The sequence below is a fragment of the Paenibacillus sp. FSL P4-0184 genome, from assembly GCF_038004625.1.
GTDB lineage: Bacteria > Bacillota > Bacilli > Paenibacillales > Paenibacillaceae > Paenibacillus_AQ.
Window position 1 is genome coordinate 4,045,277 of record NZ_JBBORN010000001.1, and the last position, 21,166, is coordinate 4,066,442.

Genomic DNA, 21,166 nt, shown 5'->3' on the forward strand with positions numbered 1-21,166 from the left:
CTATCAATGTTAGGAGGGATAGGAGTGGGCAATTGGCTGAAAAAGCTGGAGCAATGGGCTGGGGGTGGGGCTGGCAGTCCGAAGAGAAGTCATACTTTCCGCTGGCTAATCATTCTGGGTCTGCTGGGTGCAGCGATTATGCTGTTTAATTCCTTCGTCAATGTGAAGAAGATTGATAACGAGAATACGGGGCGTGAGCCACCGTTGAATCAGTCCTCCCAAACGGCGCTGGTGCAGAGTGATCCTGGAGCGACTAACTCGTTCGAGAGTATTGAACAGACACTGGAGAACCGGACGAAGGAGATTTTGGAAAAAATCGTTGGTGTCGGTACCGTTGATATCATGGTCACTGTGGAATCCACGGAAGAAATTGTCGTGGTGCGAAATATGAACGACTCCCAGCAGCTTAGTGAGGAGACGGATGCCAGTGGTGGAAAACGTCACACGACACAATATACGAGGGATGGCGAAATCGTAACCTACTCGCAATCGGGTGATGAAACACCTATTGTGACGAAGCGGATTAAGCCTCAGGTACGCGGCGTACTGGTAGTTGCCAAAGGTGCAGAGAACAAAGTCGTTCGTGGACTTATCGAGCAGGCTATCGAAAAAGGCTTGAATGTCCCAATTCAGCGCATTTCAGTAGTACCACGCAAACAAGAGTAGCAGGAGAAAGTCAAGAAGTGAGTGCTTCCGAAGCAGCCACTAGATTAAATTTTAGGAGGAATTAAGAATGAACGGCAAAAGACAAACAATATGGTTGGTTTCTATGCTCAGTTTGATGGTTGTACTCTCGGCATACTATTTATTTACTGAAGATTCAGGTGCATCGGTTCCAAAAGACACAGCAGGAACTATACAGGTAGACTCCTTGAAAAAAGATACAGCAAACGCAGCATTACCAACGGTTGGCGACAAAGGTATCGTTGTGAACGAAGTGGTCAATCAAGGAGATGTTGTTGCTGATGGAGGCGTTGTAGATAACGCTACAGCCACTGACGATAGTGCAGCTACTGCAACTACTGATGACAGTGCAACTACAGCGGTTAAGGATGATAGCAGTAAAGCTGCAGCAGACAGCGGTAACTCTGAGAAAGCTTCGACGGACACTGCTGCAAAAGACTCCAGTAAAACTTCTGACACGGCAGCTAAGGACACAGCAGCTAAGGATACAGCAACTAAGGACACAGCAGCTAAGGATACAGCAACTAAGGATACGGCAGCTAAGGATACAGCGGCTACTACAACATCCAAAACCCCTGCTAAGAATGATAAAGAAATCCTGGATGAAGTAGCTTCACAAAGTGTATCGGCGAGCAGCATGTTCACTAACTACCTGTATGAACGTGAGCAAAAGAATCTAAAGAGCCAACAAGACTTACTGGCTTTGATTAACGATATGGAGAAGACGCCTGCTGATAACGCAGTTGCTCAAGAACAGCTCCTTAACCTTGAAGAAAAAGAATCTAAAATTACGGGCATCGAAGAACAGCTTCAACAAAAATATGGGGAAGCCATCGTGAAGGAAGAAGCTGGGGACAGCTATAAAGTAGTCGTACTGAGTGACAAGCTGGATGTAAAACAAGCGGTTAGCATCGTTGATCTCGTAATGAAGGAACTGAGTGTGTCTCAGGATAAAGTTAGTGTTCAATACGTTTCCGAGAAATAATAAGACGTGAAATTATAGGAAAAATGACGAAAGAGCTCGGGTTCTCCCGGGCTCTTTCCATTTCTAGCGTTTATGATATAATACATAAAGTTATCTTGTCCGCTTAAGAAGTGGCTTCGAGAGAAAGCTGAAGGAGTGAACTAATGTATGTTCAAGTTGAGCGAAATTAAGGAATTAATTAAATTGCTGGACCAGACCTCCTCTGTACATGAGTTGGAGATCGAAAGCGAAGGAATGAAGCTTGCAATTCGCAAACCGGATCGCCCTGAAGCTGATGGAACAGCAGTACTGGCGACTCCTTATAATGCCTATCCCTTTACGCCTGCCCCGCAGCCGCAGAGCGTGCAGCAAGTGTCCTATCCAGTAATCAGTGAGGTTCCTCCAGCGCAGCAGCCACAAGCCGTCGCAGAAGGCAATCTACATAAAATTGTATCTCCAATGGTGGGAACATTTTATAGTGCCGCTTCTCCGGAAATGCCATCGTTCGTTAATGTTGGAGACCGTGTTGGTGAGAAAACAACGGTATGCATTATCGAAGCGATGAAGCTGATGAATGAGCTGGAAGCGGAGATTAAAGGTGAAATCGTGTCCGTACTGGCCGAGAATGGTCAGCTTGTAGAATACGGTCAACCACTATTCTTGGTTAAACCGGAATAAATACCGCAGATTACTTATGGAGCGGAAGCTTCGCAAAACTTTGGGAGGAAACGCATGAACATTCAAAAAGTGTTGATTGCCAACCGCGGCGAAATCGCGGTCCGCATTATTAGGGCCTGCCGAGAACTAGGCATTTCCACCGTCGCGGTCTATTCGGAACCCGACCGGGATTCACTGCATGTCCGGTTGGCTGATGAAGCTTACTGCATCGGTCCGATGCCGTCCAAGGACAGCTATCTGAACTTTACAAATATTATGAGTGTAGCCACCTTAACAGAATGTGATGCCATCCATCCTGGTTATGGATTTTTAGCTGAGAATGCAGATTTTGCAGAAATTTGTGAATCTTGCAATATTATCTTCATTGGGCCATCTCCAGATGCAATCAACCGTATGGGTGATAAAGCTGTGGCGAAGGAAACCATGAAGCTGGCTGGAGTTCCGATCATCCCGGGCTCAGATGGCCTTGTAGGTGATGTTGAGGAAGCCGTCATGCTGGGTCGTGATATCGGATACCCGATTATCATTAAGGCTACCGCAGGTGGCGGGGGTAAGGGCATTCGGATTGCTGAGGACGAGGAATCATTGGTGAAACAGATTAATGCTGCACAACAGGAAGCGCAGAAGGCGTTCGGCAACGCTGGTGTATATTTGGAAAAGTACCTTACAGGTATGAAGCACGTAGAGATTCAAATTATTGCAGATAAGCATGGTAATGTAGTGCATTTAGGTGAACGCGACTGTTCCGTACAGCGTCGTCGCCAAAAGCTGATTGAAGAGGCACCTTGTTCTGTACTTACACCGGATATACGTGAAGCGATGGGGAATGCAGCAGTTCGTGCAGCACTCGCTGTGAATTATTCGGGAGCGGGAACGCTTGAATTCTTGCTTGGACCGGATGGACAGTTCTACTTCATGGAGATGAATACTCGTATTCAGGTAGAGCATCCGGTAACGGAAATGGTTACGGGTGTGGATTTGATCAAGGAAATGATTTCGGTTGCAGAAGGAAATCCTTTGTCATTTACACAGGAAGATATCGTGATTAATGGCTGGTCGATTGAATGCCGTATCAATGCGGAAGATCCAGAACGTAATTTTATGCCTTCACCAGGTAAAATCGGCTTTTATTTGCCGCCTGGAGGTCTCGGTGTTCGTGTAGACAGCGCGGCGTACCCTGGGTATACGATTTCCCCTTTCTATGATTCTATGATTGCAAAGCTGATTGTATGGGCACCCACACGTCAGGAAGCGATTGCAAAGATGAAGCGCGCCTTGGCTGAATTTGCCGTGGAGGGAATCCATACTACGATCCCTTTCCATCAGAAACTGTTGGAGCATCCTGTATTTCTGGATGGTAATTTTGACATCAAGTTTCTGGAAGAGTATGAAATTTAGGACGACTTCGCTTTGTTTGTCATAAAGTTCGTCAAATGATATAGTATGTTTAATAAGAGACGTGCTTTACGCTTGAATTTATGAGAATCTTTGTTGAAAGGTGTGAAGTCTAAAATGAGTACATTGCCGACAGAATACGAACGGACAGAAATCGGTGAGATCCAGATTGCTCCTGAAGTGATCGAGGTGATCGCAGGTTTAGCGACCGTTGAGGTTAAAGGTGTAGCTGGCATGAGCGGTGGTTTCGCCGGTGGTATTGTTGAGCTTCTCGGACGTAAGAACTTGTCTAAAGGAGTTAAAGTAGAGGTTGGACAACGCGAAGCTGCAGTGGATGTTTCTGTAATCATTGAATATGGTAACCGTCTTCCTGAAGTGGCTGCTGAAATTCAGCGTAATGTTAAGCGTTCCATCGAGACTATGACTGGTCTGACTGTTGTGGAAGTGAATGTGCATATTCATGATGTGCAATTCAAGAACAACAACACTGTAGACAAGAACGAGGAAGCTGAAACGGTTCTTCGCGTGAAATAACAGTCGTCGTTCTTCCATAAACCCCCGACAGCAAAGTCGAGGGTTTACTCTAATTTAAGGAGGTTATGAGACTCGTGGCAAAAATTTTGGACAGACTTTTGCTGTTTGTCTACAGCTTAAGTATCGGAATATTATCTGTTATTGCCATCCTCCTCTTGAGCGGTGCTATTCCTAAAACTTTGGAGATTGAGAATGGACCAGCAGCTTATATTACTGCAATTGTAGTAGCAGTTGTCTTGTTCCTTCTGAGCATCCGATTTTTCTACATCTCTTTGCGTCGTGATCGCGCTTCTTTACCTTCTGTTGATCAGCGTACAGAGTATGGGGATATCCAGATTTCAGTGGAGACCATTGAGAATCTGAGTCTGAAGGCTGCCGGTAAAGTGAAGGGAATCAGAGATCTCAAATCGCGTATTCGCGTTTCTCAGGCGGGCCTTGAAATTACAATTCGCGCAGTAGTGGATGGTGAACATTCATTGCCGCTACTAACCACAGAAGTGCAACGTCAGGTGCATGATTTTGTGCAGGAGACAACCGGAATTCCGGTTGCGGATGTGTCTGTATACATTGCTAACCTCACGCAGTCTCCAAGCTTCAAAAGTCGAGTGGAATAGAGGTGAATTTCCCTTATGTCTTGGAAAGAAGTATGGGAAAGTCACGGGGGTAGAATCGCCGGAGTGACTTTCGGCATTGGTCTAGGTTTGATATATTTAATTTGCGGTTTTTGGGATATGTTGTTCTTTGCACTGGTAGTGTTCATCGGATATACGTTCGGCAAAAGAAAGGATAACGCAGAGGCTCCCCTGTTTCAGTGGCAGGAGCTGATTACGCGTCTATCCGGACGCTGGCGTCCCTTCAAGTGAACCGCGATAGTCTTTTTCCCGGAGCAGGAAGCCGTAAGTTTGTGTTGTCCAATGCCCCTGGAAGAAAGACTTTGCGGTTTTTTTAATTGTGAAAGATATCTTTAACGGACATCGGACAATAATCCTCTAAGGATTAGGGATAGAATTCGAAGGATTTGGGCTTAAAATAATTATAGGCGATGTGATTAAAGTCTGAATTATTATCACACTTGAGGTGTGAAGTTATATTTATGGTTGCCCGACGTTTTAGAAGTTTGAGTAAAGATGTTAATGCGATATAAGATTTTAGGAGGAACACATGAAAAGACGTATAGCGAGAGAGATTATTGTCCAAAGCCTGTATCAGATGGAAATGAACGATGTAGAGAGCGCGGAAGCTGTAGAAATGCTGCTGGAGGAAGCTTCAGAGGAGAATGAAACCGAGCGTGTAATTACGGATGAAATTCAGCTTAAGCACTATGTGGTGGAGCATGTAAACGGTGTGTGGGAGCACAAGGTTGCAATTGACGATATGCTTGAGCATTACTTGAAAGGCTGGCAAATGAGCCGTCTGTCACGTGTGGATCGTCAAATTTTACGTCTTGCGGCGTATGAAATGGTGTTCGCGAATGATGTTCCGGCTAAGGTTGCTGTGAATGAGGCTATAGATTTGGCCAAGCATTTTGGAACGGATGATTCCGGTAAGTTTGTAAACGGTGTGCTTGGTAAGATGATCCAGGAGATAGATACAATTAAAGCTGACCATTCTTAATTTTTAAAAATATAAGCAAGTATAAGTTATTCACCTATTCTTTATGTTTTATATTTCTCGCATAAACGCTTACCGTCCACGTAAGGACGCCGAAGGCGTTTATGCTTGTACAATAGTAAAGTATATAAAAGGGGAGAGACTATCATGACAGCAGCAATCATCAGTGGTAAACAAGTATCTGAGGAAATTCGTATTGGTATTGCCCAGGAGGTTGCTGAACTGGCGAAACGTGGCGTGAAGCCCGGTCTGGCAGTAATTCTAGTAGGTGAAGATCCAGGATCACAAGTTTATGTTCGCAACAAGGAAAAATCTTGTATCAGCCTTGGTTTCCATTCGGAAGTGCATAAACTGGATGAGTCTACTACTCAAGAAGAATTGCTGGCTCTCGTAGAGCAGCTTAATGGACGCGATGATATTGATGGGATTCTAGTTCAACTTCCATTGCCTAAGCATATTGAGGAAAAAGCTGTTATTGATGCGATCTCCGTGGAGAAAGACGTTGACGGCTTCCACCCTGTAAATGTAGGTAACCTAGTGATTGGTGCTGACAGTCTGCTTCCTTGTACACCTGCAGGTGTAATTGAACTAATCAAACGTACAGGAACAGGAATGGCTGGTAAACATGCTGTGGTCATTGGCCGCAGTAATATTGTAGGTAAGCCAGTGTCTTTGTTATTGCAACGTGAGAATGCTACTGTGACGATGTGCCATTCCCGTACAGCTAATATGCAAGAAATTAGCCGTCAAGCAGATATTCTAGTTGTTGCGATCGGACGCGCGAATTTCATTGACGCTTCTTACGTGAAACCGGGTGCTGTTGTCATTGATGTGGGTATGAACCGTTTGGATAACGGTAAGCTTGCGGGTGACGTTGATTATGATAGTGCAAAAGAAGTTGCCGGATACATCACACCTGTTCCGGGTGGGGTTGGACCGATGACAATTACAATGCTGATGAGCAACACGCTGATTGCGGCTAAGCGCCGTCACGGCTTGGAATAGGGGTAGGAATTCATGGCGGCAGAGCGGCAGGTCTATTCGATAAAAGAACTCAACCGTTACATCCGCATGAAGCTAGACTCGGATAATTTACTTTCGGATGTATGGATTCGCGGAGAGATTTCCAACTTTACGCATCATGGTAGCGGTCATATGTATTTCACGCTAAAGGATGAGAGCAGTCGGATCAAGGCGATTATGTTTGCTTCTCATAACCAGCGCCTACCCTTTATTCCGAAGGAAGGTGCTCGGGTAATTGCTAGAGGTAATGTGACCGTATATGAACGGGACGGGCAGTACCAGTTCTATGCCACACACATGCAGCCAGATGGAATTGGTAGTCTATATTTAGCCTATGAGCAGCTGAAGAGCAAGCTTGAGCAAGAGGGGCTGTTTGCAGAAGCGCGTAAACGTCCTTTGCCTCGCTTTCCAAAGTGCATTGGCGTGATTACTTCGCCAACGGGGGCAGCTGTGCGAGATATCGTGATTACACTCCAGCGGCGGTTTCCGCAGGTGGCTATTGTAATCTATCCCGTACTGGTGCAAGGCAAAGGCGCCGCGCCATCGATCGTGAAGGCGATTGGAGCGTTGAACCGCATGGATGAGGCCGACGTGCTTATCGTCGGCCGCGGCGGCGGTTCGCTCGAGGAGCTGTGGGCGTTCAACGAGGAGGAAGTCGCGAGAGCGATATCGGCATCAAGGATTCCGGTCATCTCGGCCGTTGGCCACGAGACCGATTTCACGATTGCCGATTTCGCCGCTGATCTCCGCGCGGCTACACCCACAGCGGCCGCGGAGCTGGCCGTGCCACACGCCGGCGAGCTAGCTGCGCAGCTTCGCCAGCAACAGCAGCGGCTGCGCCAAGCGCTGCAAAGACGCGCCCAGCGCGGACGCGAGCGTCACGCGGGGCTGGAACGCTCGCTGGCGCTGGCAGGCCCGCGCCGCTCGCTGATGCAGCACACGCAGCGGCTGGATCAGCTGCGTGAGCGGCTCCAGCGCTCAGCGGATGCACGGCTCAGCCGTTCCCGCGAGCGCAAAGCTGTGCTGCATCATAGTCTGCAGCGGTTTCATCCGCACGGCAGTGTTGCCGCTGCGCGTCAGCGCACCGAAAGCATACGCCGTGAGCTGATGGGTGCTATGCAGGCCCGCCTGCAGGAGAAGCGAGCTCGCTATGTAGCGGAGATTCGTCATCTGGATGCACTGAGCCCTCTTAAAGTTATGTCGAGAGGCTACAGCTTAGTCTATGACGAAGCGGAAGAACATTTAATCAAATCGCTGACCGAAGTACAGCTTGGCGATCTTGTAGTGATAAAGATGAATGACGGACAGCTGAACTGCCAGGTATGGGGAATGAAGGAGGATGGCAAAGACGATGACGAAGGAAGCGGAACTTGATTTTGAAGGCGCCATGGACCGGCTGGAGGAAATCGTACGTGAGCTTGAACACGGCGACGTTCCCCTGGAGAAGGCCATCGATTTATTTCAGCAAGGTATGAAGTTATCTCAGCTTTGCGGCAGCAAGCTTGAGCAGGTAGAGCGTAAGATCGAAATGATTACCCTAGAGGACGGAGAACTGCGTAAGAAGCCGTTTGGTGCACGTCTGGAAGGGGACGCCGATGACTCGCTTTGAGCATGAGCTTGAGAGAAACTCTGAAGGAGAAACAGTGCGTCAGCCACTGGAGGATTACATCGCGTCCTTAAGCGATCTAGTCTCACATGAACTAGAGGTTATTCTCCCCACACAATGGATGGTTCCAGAGAATTTGCAGCAAGCCATGAAGTATTCACTTATGGCTGGGGGCAAACGCCTCCGGCCACTGCTGGTGATTATCGCATGTGAAGCACTGGGAGGAAATCGAGAGGCTGCCCTGCCTGTCGCTGCTGCTATAGAGATGGTACATACCTACTCGTTAGTTCATGATGATTTGCCTGCCATGGATAATGATGATTATCGGCGCGGGAAGCTGACGAATCATAAAGTCTTTGGGGAAGCGACCGCTATTCTTGCGGGTGATGCCCTTCTGACCCATGCTTTCTACAGTGTGGTACAAGCCTCGCGTAAATTTGGCGTCCCTGCGGAAAGTGTTCTATCCATCGTGGAGGATTTGGCGGAAATGGCAGGTCCTCGTGGTATGGTTGGCGGTCAGATTGCAGATATGGAAGGCGAGCAGGGTCTAACCGATCTTGCACAGCTAAAGTACATTCATCTGCATAAGACAGGAGATTTGATTATCTTTTCGCTACTAGCTGGCGGTCGTATTGCAGGTGCTAACGAGCAGCAGCTTGAGGCTTTGCATAAATTTGGAACAGCCATTGGACTCGCTTTTCAAATCCAGGATGACATTCTGGATTTGGTTGGAGACGAAGGTAAACTTGGCAAAAAAACAGGCAGTGATGTTAAGCAGCATAAAGTAACTTATCCTTATTTTATTGGCCTCGAAGCATCGCGAGAAGAAGTGAAGCAGCTTACAGAAACAGCCCGAAATGCTGTTCTGAACGGTGGTTTTCATGACAGCCAGCGCCTGCTGGAAATTGCAGATTACTTAATGGCACGTGATCACTAATTATGAACTTTCGAAACGGCTGTATTTCGACAGCCGTTTCGTTTGTGTTATAATGGGTTTTATATAATTTACAACATCTAGGAAAGCGGGGAACTATACGTGCTGCTTCCACAAATAAATGATCCTAAGCAACTAAAATCATTGTCAGTCGATGAATTAACTACCTTAGCGGAGGAAATTCGTCGATTTCTGATTGAGAAGCTTACAGCAACTGGGGGGCACCTCGGATCCAATCTAGGAGTCGTGGAGCTCACTTTGGCTTTGCATTATTGTTATAACAGCCCTCGTGACAAAATGATTTACGACGTTGGGCACCAGGCTTATGTTCACAAGATCCTGACTGGTCGTCAAGACCGCTTCGATACCCTGCGTAAATATCAGGGCTTGTGCGGCTTCGTTAAGCGCTCCGAAAGTGAGCATGATGTATGGGAAGCTGGACATAGCAGTACCTCATTATCGGCAGCAATGGGGATGGCGATGGCTCGCGATCTCAAGGGTGAAGACAATAAGGTTATTGCCGTGATTGGTGACGGTGCTCTTACTGGTGGAATGGCGTTTGAAGCACTTAACCATATTGGCCATGAGAAGCGTAAGCTGATGGTTATTTTGAACGATAATGAAATGTCAATTGCTCCTAATGTAGGGGCGATGCATAATTATCTAAGTAAAATACGTTCAGATCGCCACTATTTGCGTGCCAAAGATGAAGTAGAAGGGCTGCTTAAGAAGATTCCGGCCATCGGAGGACGATTAGCAAAGACTGCTGAACAGTTAAAAAATAGTCTCAAATATATGATGGTACCTGGAGTATTGTTTGAAGAGCTCGGCTTTACGTATCTCGGTCCTGTAGACGGACATGATCTGGAGAAGATGATTGACACCTTCCACCAAGCAGATAACGTGGCTGGACCTGTGTTGGTACATGTACTAACAACTAAAGGTAAGGGCTACAAACCCGCTGAGACCGATTTCTATAAATCACATGCCATTTCACCATACAAAATTGAGTCGGGTCAGGCGCTTAAAGCTGTGGGTCCTCCAATGTACACGGAAGTATTTGGCGAGACGCTGATCGAACTGGGTCGGGAAGATTCCCGTCTGATTGCTGTTACACCTGCGATGCCAGGAGGCTCGGGTTTATTTCCTTTTGCTAAGGAATTTCCCGATCGTATGATTGATGTCGGGATTGCTGAGCAACATGCGGCTACGCTTTGTGCAGCTTTGGCTATGGAAGGGATGAAGCCGGTATATGCGGTGTATTCTACCTTCATGCAGCGTGCCTATGATCAGATTGTCCATGATATTTGCCGACATAACGCGAATGTTATGTTCGCCATTGACCGCGCGGGGTTTGTAGGTGCGGATGGTGAGACTCATCAGGGTGTGTACGATGTTGCTTTTATGCGCCATATTCCAAATATGGTGATGATGATGCCAAAAGACGAAAATGAGCTGCGTCATATGATGAAGACGGCGCTTGAATATAATGACGGTCCGATTGCTTATCGCTATCCGCGTATTAATGGTACAGGGGTAGCAATGGATCCTGAGCTGCGTACTATTCCAATCGGATCATGGGAACGACTGCGTACAGGCGAAGGTTATGCTGTTGTGGCCTGCGGACCTATGGTTCAAGTGGCTGAAGAAGCCGCTGATTTACTCAAGCGGGAAGGGATTCAGGTAGGCGTCGTAAATGCGCGGTTCCTGAAGCCACTCGACAACTCCATGCTGCTTGATTTGGCTCACGCTGGAACCAACATGGTTGTTATTGAAGAGGCTTGCCAAGCGGGAAGCCTCGGCAGCTCGGTATTAGAATTCTACGCAGAGAATGAAATTTATGACGCTCGTGTACATCTGATGGGTGTACCTGACATCTTTGTGGAGCACGGCTCTATTAAAGAACAGCGCCAGGAAACAGGTCTTACTGTAGAGGCGCTATGTGCACGTATCAAGTCCATGATGGCTTTGAGTGCTTATAACTACAAAACAACTTCGTCTTCCTAAATGGAAGCCGGAAATTAGCAACCCTTTGAACGATCGGGAGATGACCATGGAACACCGTAAAGAACGGATAGATGTACTACTTGTTGAGCAAGGTTTTTATGAAAGCCGTGAGAAGGCTAAAGCAGCCATTATGGCAGGACTGGTGCTCGCGGATGAAGAACGCATTGAAAAGGCTGGTATGAAGGTGTCACGGGAGGCAACCCTTAAGGTTAAAGGCTCTGTGCATCCTTATGTCAGTCGTGGGGGACTAAAGCTGGAGAAGGCTCTACGCCAATTTAATATTGATCTTACGGGACGGACCATGCTGGACATCGGTGCTTCTACTGGAGGCTTTACGGATTGTGCACTTCAGAATGGGGTAAACCATGTGTACGCGATTGATGTTGGCTATAATCAGCTGGATTGGTCGCTGCGTAATGATGAACGCGTTAGTGTGATGGAACGAACGAATTTCCGATATATGACGCCTCCAGATTTGGTGGGTCCGATTCCAGATTTTGCGAGTATTGATGTTTCATTTATCTCTTTAAAAATAATTCTTCCACCGCTCAAAGCTTTGCTTAAGCGCCCGGCGGATATTGCTGCGCTGATCAAGCCGCAGTTTGAGGCAGGACGGGAGAAGGTTGGTAAATCGGGTGTAATTCGTGATTCTGCTGTTCATAAAGAGGTATTAATTAATGTACTGACCATGGCGGCAGAGCTAGGTTACCAGCTGCAGGGATTAACTTTTTCACCGATTACAGGCGGGGAAGGCAATATTGAGTTTCTTGCTCACTGGAGACTAACACCTGAATTGGCGGAAGCTGAAGAAGGTACATTACAGCCTTCAGATGCTGTATCATCAGTCATTCCAGTGGAGGATTTCCCATCCCTAGCGGATGAAGTGATTAAGCAGGCTACGGGTACTTTTAATGTAAATTCGACTCATGGAAACTCATCGCGCCGGTGAGTTTCTTTTTCCATATGGAAAATAACAATTATTTGGAAAGCTTCTAAAAAGGCAGCTTAGAAGAAGGAATTGGCATGGCTTCACGCGAATAAATCACCGAGGTGATTGATAGTGGCGGGTAGCTCTGACAAGGTCGTCATGGCGTTTATTGGAGTAGCATTATCGATTTTTATAATTTATCGGATATATATATGGCTGCAAAATTCTCCGCGTTCTTTCATGAAGGATCAGATCCCGTTTAATAAAGTGATTATTCCTCACCCATCTATAGACATACTAGAGGATGAAGGGTACGAGGTCGTTGGAGGGAAGCTCAAAATCCCGTTGTCCTTCAACGTAAACGGGGCGCAGATGTATAGCCGGTTATTTATAGATTATGTGGCGACTAAAGAGGAAGGATCAATATATTTGGTTATCCTTTCTAGACCACGCAAACCTTTGGATTTCACAGGCAGTGGCTTACGAGATACCTTGCTTCCGTACTTGCTGATTTATCCGGAATGTAGCGGAGTTTTGTATGTTAATACTGCAGCGGGATCTATTCAAGTAATTAAGCTTGGCAGAGATGACGGAGAATCAAACTGAGTCCATATTTAACTAGGTGTATGCTTCCGAAGTAGTTTTGCCGAAGCAATTCGGGGAGCATCGCTTACAAAACTAAGTCCATGCTTCCGATGTAGTTTTGTCGCTGCTAATCTGGAAGTGTCGCTTACAAAACTTTTAGGAGGCAACAATGAAGGGTCAACGACATATTAAGATACGTGAGATTATTACGCAAAAGGATATCGAGACACAGGACGAGCTGGTAGAAGCCTTGCGTGAATCTGGTTTTCAGGTTACTCAAGCTACAGTATCTCGAGACATTAAAGAGCTATTGCTCATCAAGGTTCCTATGGATGATGGAAGATACAAATATTCGCTACCAACTGACCAACGGTACAATCCAATACAGAAGCTGAAGCGCGTTTTGGTGGATAATTTTGTGCAGATCGATTCATCGGCTAATCTTGTGGTGATGAAATGCTTACCAGGGACGGCTAACTCAGTCGCTGCTTTGATTGATAATATTGACTGGCCACAAATTATGGGGACCATCTCTGGTGATGATACCATTCTAATTATTTGCCGCCAGCCTGAGGACAGTAAGACTGTAATTTCACAAATCATGGGTTACATTTCTTAAATTATAAGAAAGTATAAATTTCATTATATTCTTATCATCTTCTCGGAGGTGCTCTATTAGTGTTAGAAACCTTGTCTATCCGCAATCTAGCCGTCGTTGAGGCGGTAGATGTGCATTTTTATCCTGGCTTCCATGTGCTCACAGGGGAGACTGGGGCAGGTAAATCCATTATTATTGATGCGCTTGGACTGATTGCCGGAGGGCGCGGCTCCGCGGATTCTATTCGTTACGGTTGTGAAAAAGCAGAGATGGAAGCGCTCTTCAGCCTCCCAAGCGGTCATCCCGTCTGGGATACTTTAGAGCGTCTTGGCATTGAGGCTCAGCGTGAGGAGCATCTTATAATACGCCGTGAGCTCACCTCTCAGGGTAAAAGTACATCACGAGTAAACGGACAGATGGTCAATCTTACTATGCTACGTGAAATTGGCGAGCAGCTGGTTAATATTCATGGACAGCATGAACACCAAAACTTATTGAAGGCAGAACGACATTTGGGACTGTTAGATACATACGGAGAACCCATTATCGGGCCGCTAAAAGCGGTATATCAGGAAAAGTATTCAGCCTTTGCAAAAGTGGAGAAAGAGCTCCGAGAGCTGCAGGAATCCAGCCAAAAGGCTTATCAAATGCTTGATTTGTACCGTTTTCAGTTAGAAGAAATTTCATCTGCAGCATTAAAACCGGGAGAAGATGAATTACTTGCCGAAGAACGGGTCAAACTATCCCACAGTGAGAAAATGATGGATTCCGTATCCGGTGCATATGAGCTTCTCTACGATAGACAAGGCTTAGAATCCATAGGTAATGTCATTTCCAGACTCGAGGATGCGGTTCGTTATGATGAAAAGGGTCTTAAATCCGTGCTTGAGCAGCTGCAATCTTCTTATTATCAACTCGAGGATGCTGCATTTCAGCTTCGTGATTACCGAGAAGAGATCGAATTCAATCCACAGCGACTCGAAGAAATCGAGAATCGTCTCGATTTAATTACCGGCCTCCGCCGTAAATACGGAGATAGTGTAGAACAGATCTTGGCTTATTATGAACAAATCCATCGGGAAACCGATCTGCTTGAGAATAAAGATGAATATCTGGAGAAACTGACGACCAAACGCGATGCATTGCTGTCTGTATTGATGGAAGCAGCTACTGAATTAAGTGAAGCACGGAAGCTGTGTGCGTCTGATTTAGCCACGCAAGTGGAGAGTGAGCTTAAAGATCTTCAAATGGAAAGAACTTCGCTACAGGTTAAATTAGACACGTTGGAGGACCCACGTGGAGTTGATTATAAGGGTCGGCGTATTCGTCTTACAAGACAAGGGATCGACAGTGCGGAATTTATGATTTCCCCTAACCCTGGCGAGCCGTTAAGACCTCTTGGCAAAATTGCCTCGGGTGGTGAGTTGTCGCGAATTATGTTGGCAATGAAGAGTATTTTTGCGCGTCATGATGCGATTCCAGTTCTGATTTTTGATGAGGTAGATACCGGTGTGAGTGGTCGGGCTGCTCAATCCATTGCAGATAAACTGTATAAGCTGTCCTCCACTTGTCAGGTGTTCTCCATTACGCACTTACCGCAGGTGGCTTGTATGGCTGATCATCAGTACTTAATCCGCAAAAAGGTTGAGGACGGAAGAACCATGACGGAAGTGGAATCACTCTCGAATGATGGACGTGTAATGGAGCTGGCCCGAATGCTGGGTGGGGTGGAAATTACCGAAAAAACATTGCACCATTCGCAGGAAATGCTTAATTTGGCCGAGGCAAGTAAGGCTGCAACAAGCTAAGCGGAACAATGATTGACAGTAATAAAAGCCTGGGGGCAAGGTTATCTTATAGGTACGCAATTGGCGACCACCTTTTTCGTCAAGCGAAAGAAGCAAAAGGGAGCGTGACAGCCATTGAAGCCTAACCTCAGGAAGTTAATGCCAGGCCTTTTATTTGCCTTCTTTCTTAGTTTATCGGGCATAACGGGAACCCACCAAAGTTTTGCCGCACCACTGAACAGTGAACCTGCCAAGGTGACTGCGCATGGAATGAAACCGGAACTGAAGGTGATCCCGGGAGGTCAAACGATCGGAGTAAAGGTGAAATCAGCAGGTGTTCTGGTTGTTGGACATCATCTGATTGAAGTATCCGAGAAATCCAAGCTTTCCCCAGGTGAGGTCAGCGGTTTGGTGCCAGGTGATTTGATGATCTCCATTGATGGAGAGAAGTTGGACGAGTTATCTAAGGTGGCCAAGCTTGTGGATCGTGCTGGAAAAGCGAATAATTCTCTGACGATTGTCTTTAAACGCGCTGGGAAAGAGCATACAGCCAAGCTGAAACCCGCGTATGATATTAATGACAAAGTCTGGAGGTTAGGCCTGTACATTCGAGATTCTGCAGCGGGTGTCGGCACGTTAACTTTTTATGCCCCGAAACAGGGGGTTTATGGAGCTTTAGGACATGTGATTACGGACATGAATACAGGAACACCAATTGTTGTTGGCAGCGGTCATATTGTTCAGTCCAGTGTAACTTCGATTTCTAAAAGCCAGGATGGCGATCCGGGTGAGAAACGAGCCCATTTCTTAAAAGAAAGCCAAGTGCTTGGTAATGTGGAGAGTAACACAGATTTTGGCATCTTCGGTAAAATGAGTCGTAATCCCGAGCATAGTCTTTATAAAGAACCTATTCCTGTGGCAATGAGCAATCAAGTCAAGGAAGGTCCAGCTGAAATTCTTACCGTTGTAGATGGGCAGCAGGTAGAACGATTTAAGGTTGAGATCATTCATGTGGCACATCAGCAGACGCCGGCGACAAAGGGTATGGTCATTCGTATCACAGATCCGCGACTGATCGATAAGACAGGTGGTATCGTTCAAGGGATGAGCGGAAGTCCAATCGTTCAAAATGGACGGCTCATCGGCGCTGTAACTCATGTGTTTGTAAATGATCCTAAGTCCGGCTACGGTTGCTTCATCGAATGGATGCTTAAGGATTCTGGTGTAACCCTACAGGAGAATAGGTATCCATTAAATCTTAAGGCGGTTTAGCCTTAAGATTTTTTTGTCGAAGGATTACGAAGATCATCGAACTTTGAAATAAAATATTTAATTATAATCCATGCCAGAAAAAAAATAAAGAAAAATAATTTTCGACAGAAGGGAATTCAATCTCCATGTCGAAAATGTTAAGAGACAAGAAAAAAATGTTATTTTCGAATAGCAGATATAATTAAGGAGGAAGCAGCCAGTGCAGAATATTGAAGTGTTGTTGGCCGATGATAACAGGGAGTTTACGAATTTGCTTTCCGAATACATTTCTGAACAAGAAGATATGACGGTAACGGGTATCGCCTACAATGGTGAAGAAGTGCTTCAAATGCTAAGCGAAGCACGCAAAGTTCCCGATGTCCTTATTCTTGATATCATCATGCCACATTTAGACGGTCTGGGTGTCTTGGAACGTCTGCGTGATATGGATCTGAATCCTCAACCGAAGATCATCATGCTGACCGCTTTTGGTCAGGAGAACATCACTCAAAGAGCTGTACAGCTTGGTGCATCCTATTATATTTTGAAACCGTTCGATATGGAGGTCCTGGCAAATCGTGTACGTCAGCTTGTAGGGGTCCAAGGCAGCATGAGCTCATCCTCTAACATGTACAACTATTCGTCGACGTCCAGATCGAATGTAGTGCCGCTTACGAAGGGCAAGAATCTTGATGCTAACATTACCTCGATCATCCATGAAATCGGTGTTCCAGCACATATCAAGGGCTATCAGTACCTGCGCGAAGCGATCACCATGGTATATAACAATATCGAGATCCTTGGTGCGATTACAAAAACACTCTATCCAGCCATAGCAGAGAAATTCAAGACCACGCCTTCACGCGTAGAACGTGCGATTCGCCATGCAATTGAAGTGGCTTGGACCCGTGGCAACATCGACTCCATCAGCCATTTATTCGGCTACACGATTAATATCTCCAAATCTAAGCCTACTAACTCGGAATTTATTGCCATGGTAGCCGACAAGCTGCGGATTGAGCATAAGGTTAGTTGAAAGGGTTAGGGGCAGTGCGTGGTAAGGAATTGTAGGTTGCTGGTAGGTGTTTACAGTCAGTATTTAAAAACCGATAAACTTGTTTTGAAACCGATAAACTTTTTCCATCTCACCCGATAAACCTATATGGTTTATTGGGTTTTGTTTTTGTAGGGAAAGAGACGGAGGATTTGTATGAAGTTATCGGATTTGGAGTTTTTCTTAGAAGACTTTTTAGCATATTGTCAGAACAAAAATTTATCACGTAAGACCATTAACTCTTATGAACAATCTTTGAAGTTATTTGTTGCTTATTTAAAGAATCAGCATGATGTGGATAAGGTGAAAGAAGTACGTGTTGGACATATCAGGCAATATATTGCCTTTCTTCAAGAGCGAGGGAAGTATACGGTAGTAAATCGGGAGTCGTCTAAATTGGTCAATTTTCCAGAAAATAGAATGGACTTTAGAAAAGAGGTTTCATCAATCACAATTAATAACTACATTCGTAACATAAAGGTTTTCTTTAATTGGTTGAAACAAGAAGGAGAGTTACTTAAAAATCCTGTTGAGAATATCACACAAATAAAAACTGTAAGAAGACAGAAAAAGGGGATAAGTCAAGAAGAGTTTAATGGATTGATTGAAAAGTTTGATTATACCAAGTTTCATGGATATCGAAATAAACTCATCGTATTATTGTTGCAAGATACTGGCATGAGAATTGGTGAATGCTTGGAATTAATCGTAGATGCAATCGACTTCAAGAATAAAATGATTTTATTGACCAAAACTAAAGGTAACAAAGAACGTTATGTCTATTTTTCCAATGTGATGCAAAGGGAATTAAAGCAATATCTAAAATTTAAAGACCGTTACACAGAATCTGAATTACTATTTCCGACGACAAAAGGAACTCCTTTAAGTATTCAATCATTCGAGAAGCAATTAAAAGATGTTAGTAAGATGGCTGGCATAGATGTTCACCCTCACATGATTCGGAATAATTTCGCAAGGCATTATTTGTTGAACGGCGGAGATTTCTATACGTTATCTCGTATTCTTGGTCATAGCTCAGTTACGGTTACAGAGCAAGCCTATATGGATTTAACCCGTGAAGAAATAGCGAGGAAGTATCAAAATCATTCACCACTTAGCAAGTGGAAATTACAAAAGTAATATTATGTTTTATGCGATGAATTGGAGTGTCCGCAATCGCTTGTGAGACCTCGATAGAGGGGGTTGTAACTCCCTTTGTGAGGGTGTGATTTCTTTCTTGGAAGCACGTAGAGAAGCGGTTGAACGGAAATGATAGAGTTGGATTATATTTTAAGCTTTCGCAGTTTCGAAGCAATCTTTGTATATATAATTGATTTTTGTAATTGATAGCTTGACGATAAAGGAGAGAATACAAATCCAAATTATAATTGAAGGTAATGCTTTCGTTTACATTTATTTAAAGTCCACAGACAATCACAAAAGAATTGGCAAGTGTTTATCTGATGTGAGGTGTAGTCTACTATATGATAGTAATGAAAACTTAATTGGCATGAAACTATTTAATGCACGTAATAATTCTGATATTAGCTTAAATGGGATACCACTCACAGAAAATATCAAACTACCTACTGTTGGATATGTAGATGCACCTAGTCATAATGTCACTATTACTGAGACAGAAAATGAGATTTCTATAATGTTTGATGGTAACTCTGTAATTCGTCGAGTGAAGAAGAAGTATGTAATATTGACCTATGTAAAGAAGGTATACTTGGCATTGAGTTGATGCCTGTAGCATATATGGGGAATAAAGAAGTAATAAAGCCGTTTATTATAGAAGATATGCTACTAACATTAACTAGGTTAAATTAGTGGAGTTTAATATATGGTAGATTCTTTATAGCACTTTGCGGTATTAGAAATCGTTAAAAGAGCCTTATCAGGTTAGAGTGACTGATAAGGCTCTTTTTTATTTAGTCTTGCACCGAACAGTAATATACAAAGCCGAAGACGGGTAACATACCTTGAGACCATACGATACTGGGTCTGTAGTAGTTATCAGTTATTCTTCATCTCATAATAGGTTTAGAAATCATCCGTGTATCTAACGATATTATCTTCCTACAAAGTCCTTCTCTAATAAATGGACTCGGATTTTATTTATAGCACATATATCATTATTGGATGTGAAAGCTTAAATCTAAAATAAATTCCGTTCCTGAATTTTGTCTATAGAAATCTCTAAATTCCTTGATTGAGAAATCAAAATATCCGTAAATTGAATGAAACTTTCGGTGCATTTCTTCACTTAAACATATACCTAGTCCATATTTTTTGTGTAATGAATCATTCCAGTAGTTGATAGTTTGAATTTCTTCGACAGCATACTCTTCCATATTGTCTCTGATAATTATGTTACTTTTCCCGATTACTTCTTCGAGTATTTTTGAAAATGGATAAATATGGTGTACTTCCGCGGAATTTTGTCCTGTAATTACATATTTATCATTTGAGACCTCTATGCTGAGTCCTCTCCATTTCTTTAGTCTAGCCCTACAATGTTGGCGAAGAGTAGCTGTCCCCTTAAAATGAGTTTCACTTGCCCTTTCTTTTTGTAGGCATCCACACGAGAGTGTATGACCACTTCTTAAAGAGCATCCTTGTATATCTTTAGTATCACCACATTCGCAATGACAAGTATAGAAGTTTCCTCTTTCATCTAGTGAATATGCCCATTTTAAAACAGTTAAACGTCCAAATTTTTGTCCGATAGTGATATCATTATAAATTTTATTTCTGTAGCACCCACATGATTGCACACTTCCATCCAATAATCGGGAATATGGAATGTCTTTGATTTTTCCACATGTACATTTACATATCCACAAAGAGTAAAATTGATGTTTCTTTAAGCTTCTCCCTAAAACAGATAACCAACCAAATTTTTTTCCAGTTAAATCCTTGAATATTTTCAAACATCCACATGATTTAATTTTTCCGCTCGTTAAATCACCCTGAATTACTTGTGTTAGTTCACCACATTCGCATTCGCATTCGCATTCACACTCCCAAACACTTAAGCCAAATTTTCCATCATTGATTTGTCGTATTGCAGTTAATTTATTATACTTCCGACCACTAATATCTTTTTTTCGACGTTGACTTGAAAGACTTCTTGCTAAACACCCACAACTTTTTGACCTCCCATTAATTAATCTGGATTGTTCGACTTGTCTAGCGGGTTTTCCACAATCACATTTGCACACCCAATAATAATTTTTCTTGTCATATCTGCCAAATTCAATTACTGTCCATAGACCAAACGTTTGTCCTATTAGATTTTTTTCCTTCTTTCGTGAACATCCACATGACTTAATACTATTGTTTCTTAATGAATTTGTAGTGACTTCTGTTAACTCTTCATTGTCACATTGACATTGGCAGTACCAATAGATATTCCTATTTTTATCCGTTTTACTTGATTTCTTTATTACAAGCAGCTTGTTGAATTTTTGCCCAATCAAATTAGATAATTCACTCATGTAATTTCCTCATAGGTATGGATT

General features: G+C 44.2%; 21 protein-coding genes. 20 read left to right on the top strand and 1 reads right to left on the bottom strand.

Annotation, left to right across the window (positions count from 1 at the left end):
* Positions 1-24: 24 nt before the first annotated feature.
* The 20 genes from spoIIIAG (at position 25) to MKY52_RS17755 (ending at position 18,779) form a co-directional block, all read left to right on the top strand.
* Positions 25-666, top strand: coding sequence for a stage III sporulation protein AG (gene spoIIIAG / locus MKY52_RS17660; RefSeq protein ID WP_042190462.1), 642 nt, complete (start codon positions 25-27; stop codon positions 664-666).
* 67 nt (positions 667-733) lie between these two features.
* A complete protein-coding gene (locus MKY52_RS17665) occupies positions 734-1,669 on the top strand; it encodes a SpoIIIAH-like family protein (protein WP_341052579.1) in 936 nt (311 codons plus the stop codon).
* Positions 1,670-1,816: 147 nt separating this feature from the next.
* Complete coding sequence (accB, locus tag MKY52_RS17670) at positions 1,817-2,326, top strand: acetyl-CoA carboxylase biotin carboxyl carrier protein (RefSeq protein WP_076284481.1); 510 nt, start codon at positions 1,817-1,819, stop codon at positions 2,324-2,326.
* A gap of 54 nt (positions 2,327-2,380) precedes the next feature.
* Positions 2,381-3,724 (top strand): acetyl-CoA carboxylase biotin carboxylase subunit, encoded by a 1,344-nt coding sequence (gene accC, locus MKY52_RS17675; protein WP_341052581.1) that lies wholly within the window; start codon positions 2,381-2,383, stop codon positions 3,722-3,724.
* A 114-nt stretch (positions 3,725-3,838) separates the two neighbouring features.
* Entirely contained in the window at positions 3,839-4,255 is a 417-nt protein-coding gene (locus MKY52_RS17680; RefSeq protein WP_042132343.1) for an Asp23/Gls24 family envelope stress response protein, read from the top strand.
* Positions 4,256-4,329: 74 nt separating this feature from the next.
* A complete protein-coding gene (gene amaP / locus MKY52_RS17685) occupies positions 4,330-4,869 on the top strand; it encodes an alkaline shock response membrane anchor protein AmaP (RefSeq protein ID WP_042129814.1) in 540 nt (179 codons plus the stop codon).
* A gap of 15 nt (positions 4,870-4,884) precedes the next feature.
* Positions 4,885-5,118: a DUF2273 domain-containing protein gene (locus MKY52_RS17690; protein WP_042190453.1), complete on the top strand. Its 234-nt coding sequence runs from the start codon at positions 4,885-4,887 to the stop codon at positions 5,116-5,118.
* A gap of 298 nt (positions 5,119-5,416) precedes the next feature.
* Complete coding sequence (nusB, locus tag MKY52_RS17695) at positions 5,417-5,869, top strand: transcription antitermination factor NusB (protein WP_042190451.1); 453 nt, start codon at positions 5,417-5,419, stop codon at positions 5,867-5,869.
* 144 nt (positions 5,870-6,013) lie between these two features.
* Positions 6,014-6,871 carry a bifunctional methylenetetrahydrofolate dehydrogenase/methenyltetrahydrofolate cyclohydrolase FolD gene (gene folD, locus MKY52_RS17700; protein ID WP_076299518.1) on the top strand — a complete coding sequence of 286 codons (858 nt, stop codon included), beginning with the start codon at positions 6,014-6,016 and terminating at the stop codon, positions 6,869-6,871.
* Between the two features lie 12 nt (positions 6,872-6,883).
* Positions 6,884-8,263, top strand: coding sequence for an exodeoxyribonuclease VII large subunit (gene xseA / locus MKY52_RS17705; protein ID WP_341052582.1), 1,380 nt, complete (start codon positions 6,884-6,886; stop codon positions 8,261-8,263).
* Positions 8,241-8,498: an exodeoxyribonuclease VII small subunit gene (gene xseB, locus MKY52_RS17710; protein ID WP_042129807.1), complete on the top strand. Its 258-nt coding sequence runs from the start codon at positions 8,241-8,243 to the stop codon at positions 8,496-8,498. The genes xseA and xseB overlap by 23 nt, the downstream gene beginning before the upstream one ends.
* Positions 8,485-9,432 (top strand): polyprenyl synthetase family protein, encoded by a 948-nt coding sequence (locus MKY52_RS17715; RefSeq protein ID WP_076284484.1) that lies wholly within the window; start codon positions 8,485-8,487, stop codon positions 9,430-9,432. The genes xseB and MKY52_RS17715 overlap by 14 nt, the downstream gene beginning before the upstream one ends.
* 99 nt (positions 9,433-9,531) lie before the next feature.
* Entirely contained in the window at positions 9,532-11,436 is a 1,905-nt protein-coding gene (gene dxs / locus MKY52_RS17720; protein ID WP_076284485.1) for a 1-deoxy-D-xylulose-5-phosphate synthase, read from the top strand.
* 46 nt (positions 11,437-11,482) lie between these two features.
* Positions 11,483-12,385, top strand: a complete 903-nt coding sequence (locus MKY52_RS17725; protein ID WP_341052583.1) for a TlyA family RNA methyltransferase — start codon at positions 11,483-11,485, stop codon at positions 12,383-12,385.
* Between the two features lie 111 nt (positions 12,386-12,496).
* On the top strand, positions 12,497-12,970 hold the full coding sequence (locus tag MKY52_RS17730; RefSeq protein WP_256716299.1) for a hypothetical protein: 474 nt from the start codon (positions 12,497-12,499) through the stop codon (positions 12,968-12,970).
* 148 nt (positions 12,971-13,118) lie between these two features.
* Positions 13,119-13,568 carry a transcriptional regulator AhrC/ArgR gene (ahrC, locus tag MKY52_RS17735; RefSeq protein ID WP_042190440.1) on the top strand — a complete coding sequence of 150 codons (450 nt, stop codon included), beginning with the start codon at positions 13,119-13,121 and terminating at the stop codon, positions 13,566-13,568.
* 59 nt (positions 13,569-13,627) lie between these two features.
* Positions 13,628-15,355: a DNA repair protein RecN gene (recN, locus tag MKY52_RS17740; protein ID WP_339266301.1), complete on the top strand. Its 1,728-nt coding sequence runs from the start codon at positions 13,628-13,630 to the stop codon at positions 15,353-15,355.
* Positions 15,356-15,493: 138 nt separating this feature from the next.
* Positions 15,494-16,606: a SpoIVB peptidase gene (gene spoIVB / locus MKY52_RS17745; protein WP_081382880.1), complete on the top strand. Its 1,113-nt coding sequence runs from the start codon at positions 15,494-15,496 to the stop codon at positions 16,604-16,606.
* A gap of 199 nt (positions 16,607-16,805) precedes the next feature.
* The gene (gene spo0A, locus MKY52_RS17750) at positions 16,806-17,621 is read left to right on the top strand and encodes a sporulation transcription factor Spo0A (RefSeq protein WP_042129795.1); all 816 of its coding nucleotides are present in this window, start codon (positions 16,806-16,808) and stop codon (positions 17,619-17,621) included.
* A gap of 174 nt (positions 17,622-17,795) precedes the next feature.
* Positions 17,796-18,779, top strand: coding sequence for a tyrosine-type recombinase/integrase (locus tag MKY52_RS17755; protein ID WP_341052585.1), 984 nt, complete (start codon positions 17,796-17,798; stop codon positions 18,777-18,779).
* A gap of 998 nt (positions 18,780-19,777) precedes the next feature.
* Here MKY52_RS17755 and MKY52_RS17760 read toward each other — a convergent pair.
* Complete coding sequence (locus tag MKY52_RS17760) at positions 19,778-21,142, bottom strand: hypothetical protein (RefSeq protein WP_341052586.1); 1,365 nt, start codon at positions 21,140-21,142, stop codon at positions 19,778-19,780.
* Positions 21,143-21,166: the final 24 nt, after the last annotated feature.

What these genes read in the sequence shown, in the direction of transcription:
- xseA (WP_341052582.1), top strand. Translation starts at nt 6,884, where the DNA reads ATGGCGGCAGAGCGGCAGGTCTATTCGATAAAAGAACTCAACCGTTAC.
- MKY52_RS17665 (WP_341052579.1), top strand. Translation starts at nt 734, where the DNA reads ATGAACGGCAAAAGACAAACAATATGGTTGGTTTCTATGCTCAGTTTG.
- spoIVB (WP_081382880.1), top strand. Translation starts at nt 15,494, where the DNA reads ATGCCAGGCCTTTTATTTGCCTTCTTTCTTAGTTTATCGGGCATAACG.
- MKY52_RS17755 (WP_341052585.1), top strand. Translation starts at nt 17,796, where the DNA reads ATGAAGTTATCGGATTTGGAGTTTTTCTTAGAAGACTTTTTAGCATAT.
- MKY52_RS17690 (WP_042190453.1), top strand. Translation starts at nt 4,885, where the DNA reads ATGTCTTGGAAAGAAGTATGGGAAAGTCACGGGGGTAGAATCGCCGGA.
- accC (WP_341052581.1), top strand. Translation starts at nt 2,381, where the DNA reads ATGAACATTCAAAAAGTGTTGATTGCCAACCGCGGCGAAATCGCGGTC.
- nusB (WP_042190451.1), top strand. Translation starts at nt 5,417, where the DNA reads ATGAAAAGACGTATAGCGAGAGAGATTATTGTCCAAAGCCTGTATCAG.
- MKY52_RS17680 (WP_042132343.1), top strand. Translation starts at nt 3,839, where the DNA reads ATGAGTACATTGCCGACAGAATACGAACGGACAGAAATCGGTGAGATC.
- accB (WP_076284481.1), top strand. Translation starts at nt 1,817, where the DNA reads ATGTTCAAGTTGAGCGAAATTAAGGAATTAATTAAATTGCTGGACCAG.
- MKY52_RS17725 (WP_341052583.1), top strand. Translation starts at nt 11,483, where the DNA reads ATGGAACACCGTAAAGAACGGATAGATGTACTACTTGTTGAGCAAGGT.
- xseB (WP_042129807.1), top strand. Translation starts at nt 8,241, where the DNA reads ATGACGAAGGAAGCGGAACTTGATTTTGAAGGCGCCATGGACCGGCTG.
- MKY52_RS17760 (WP_341052586.1), bottom strand. Translation starts at nt 21,142, where the DNA reads ATGAGTGAATTATCTAATTTGATTGGGCAAAAATTCAACAAGCTGCTT.
- ahrC (WP_042190440.1), top strand. Translation starts at nt 13,119, where the DNA reads ATGAAGGGTCAACGACATATTAAGATACGTGAGATTATTACGCAAAAG.
- folD (WP_076299518.1), top strand. Translation starts at nt 6,014, where the DNA reads ATGACAGCAGCAATCATCAGTGGTAAACAAGTATCTGAGGAAATTCGT.
- MKY52_RS17715 (WP_076284484.1), top strand. Translation starts at nt 8,485, where the DNA reads ATGACTCGCTTTGAGCATGAGCTTGAGAGAAACTCTGAAGGAGAAACA.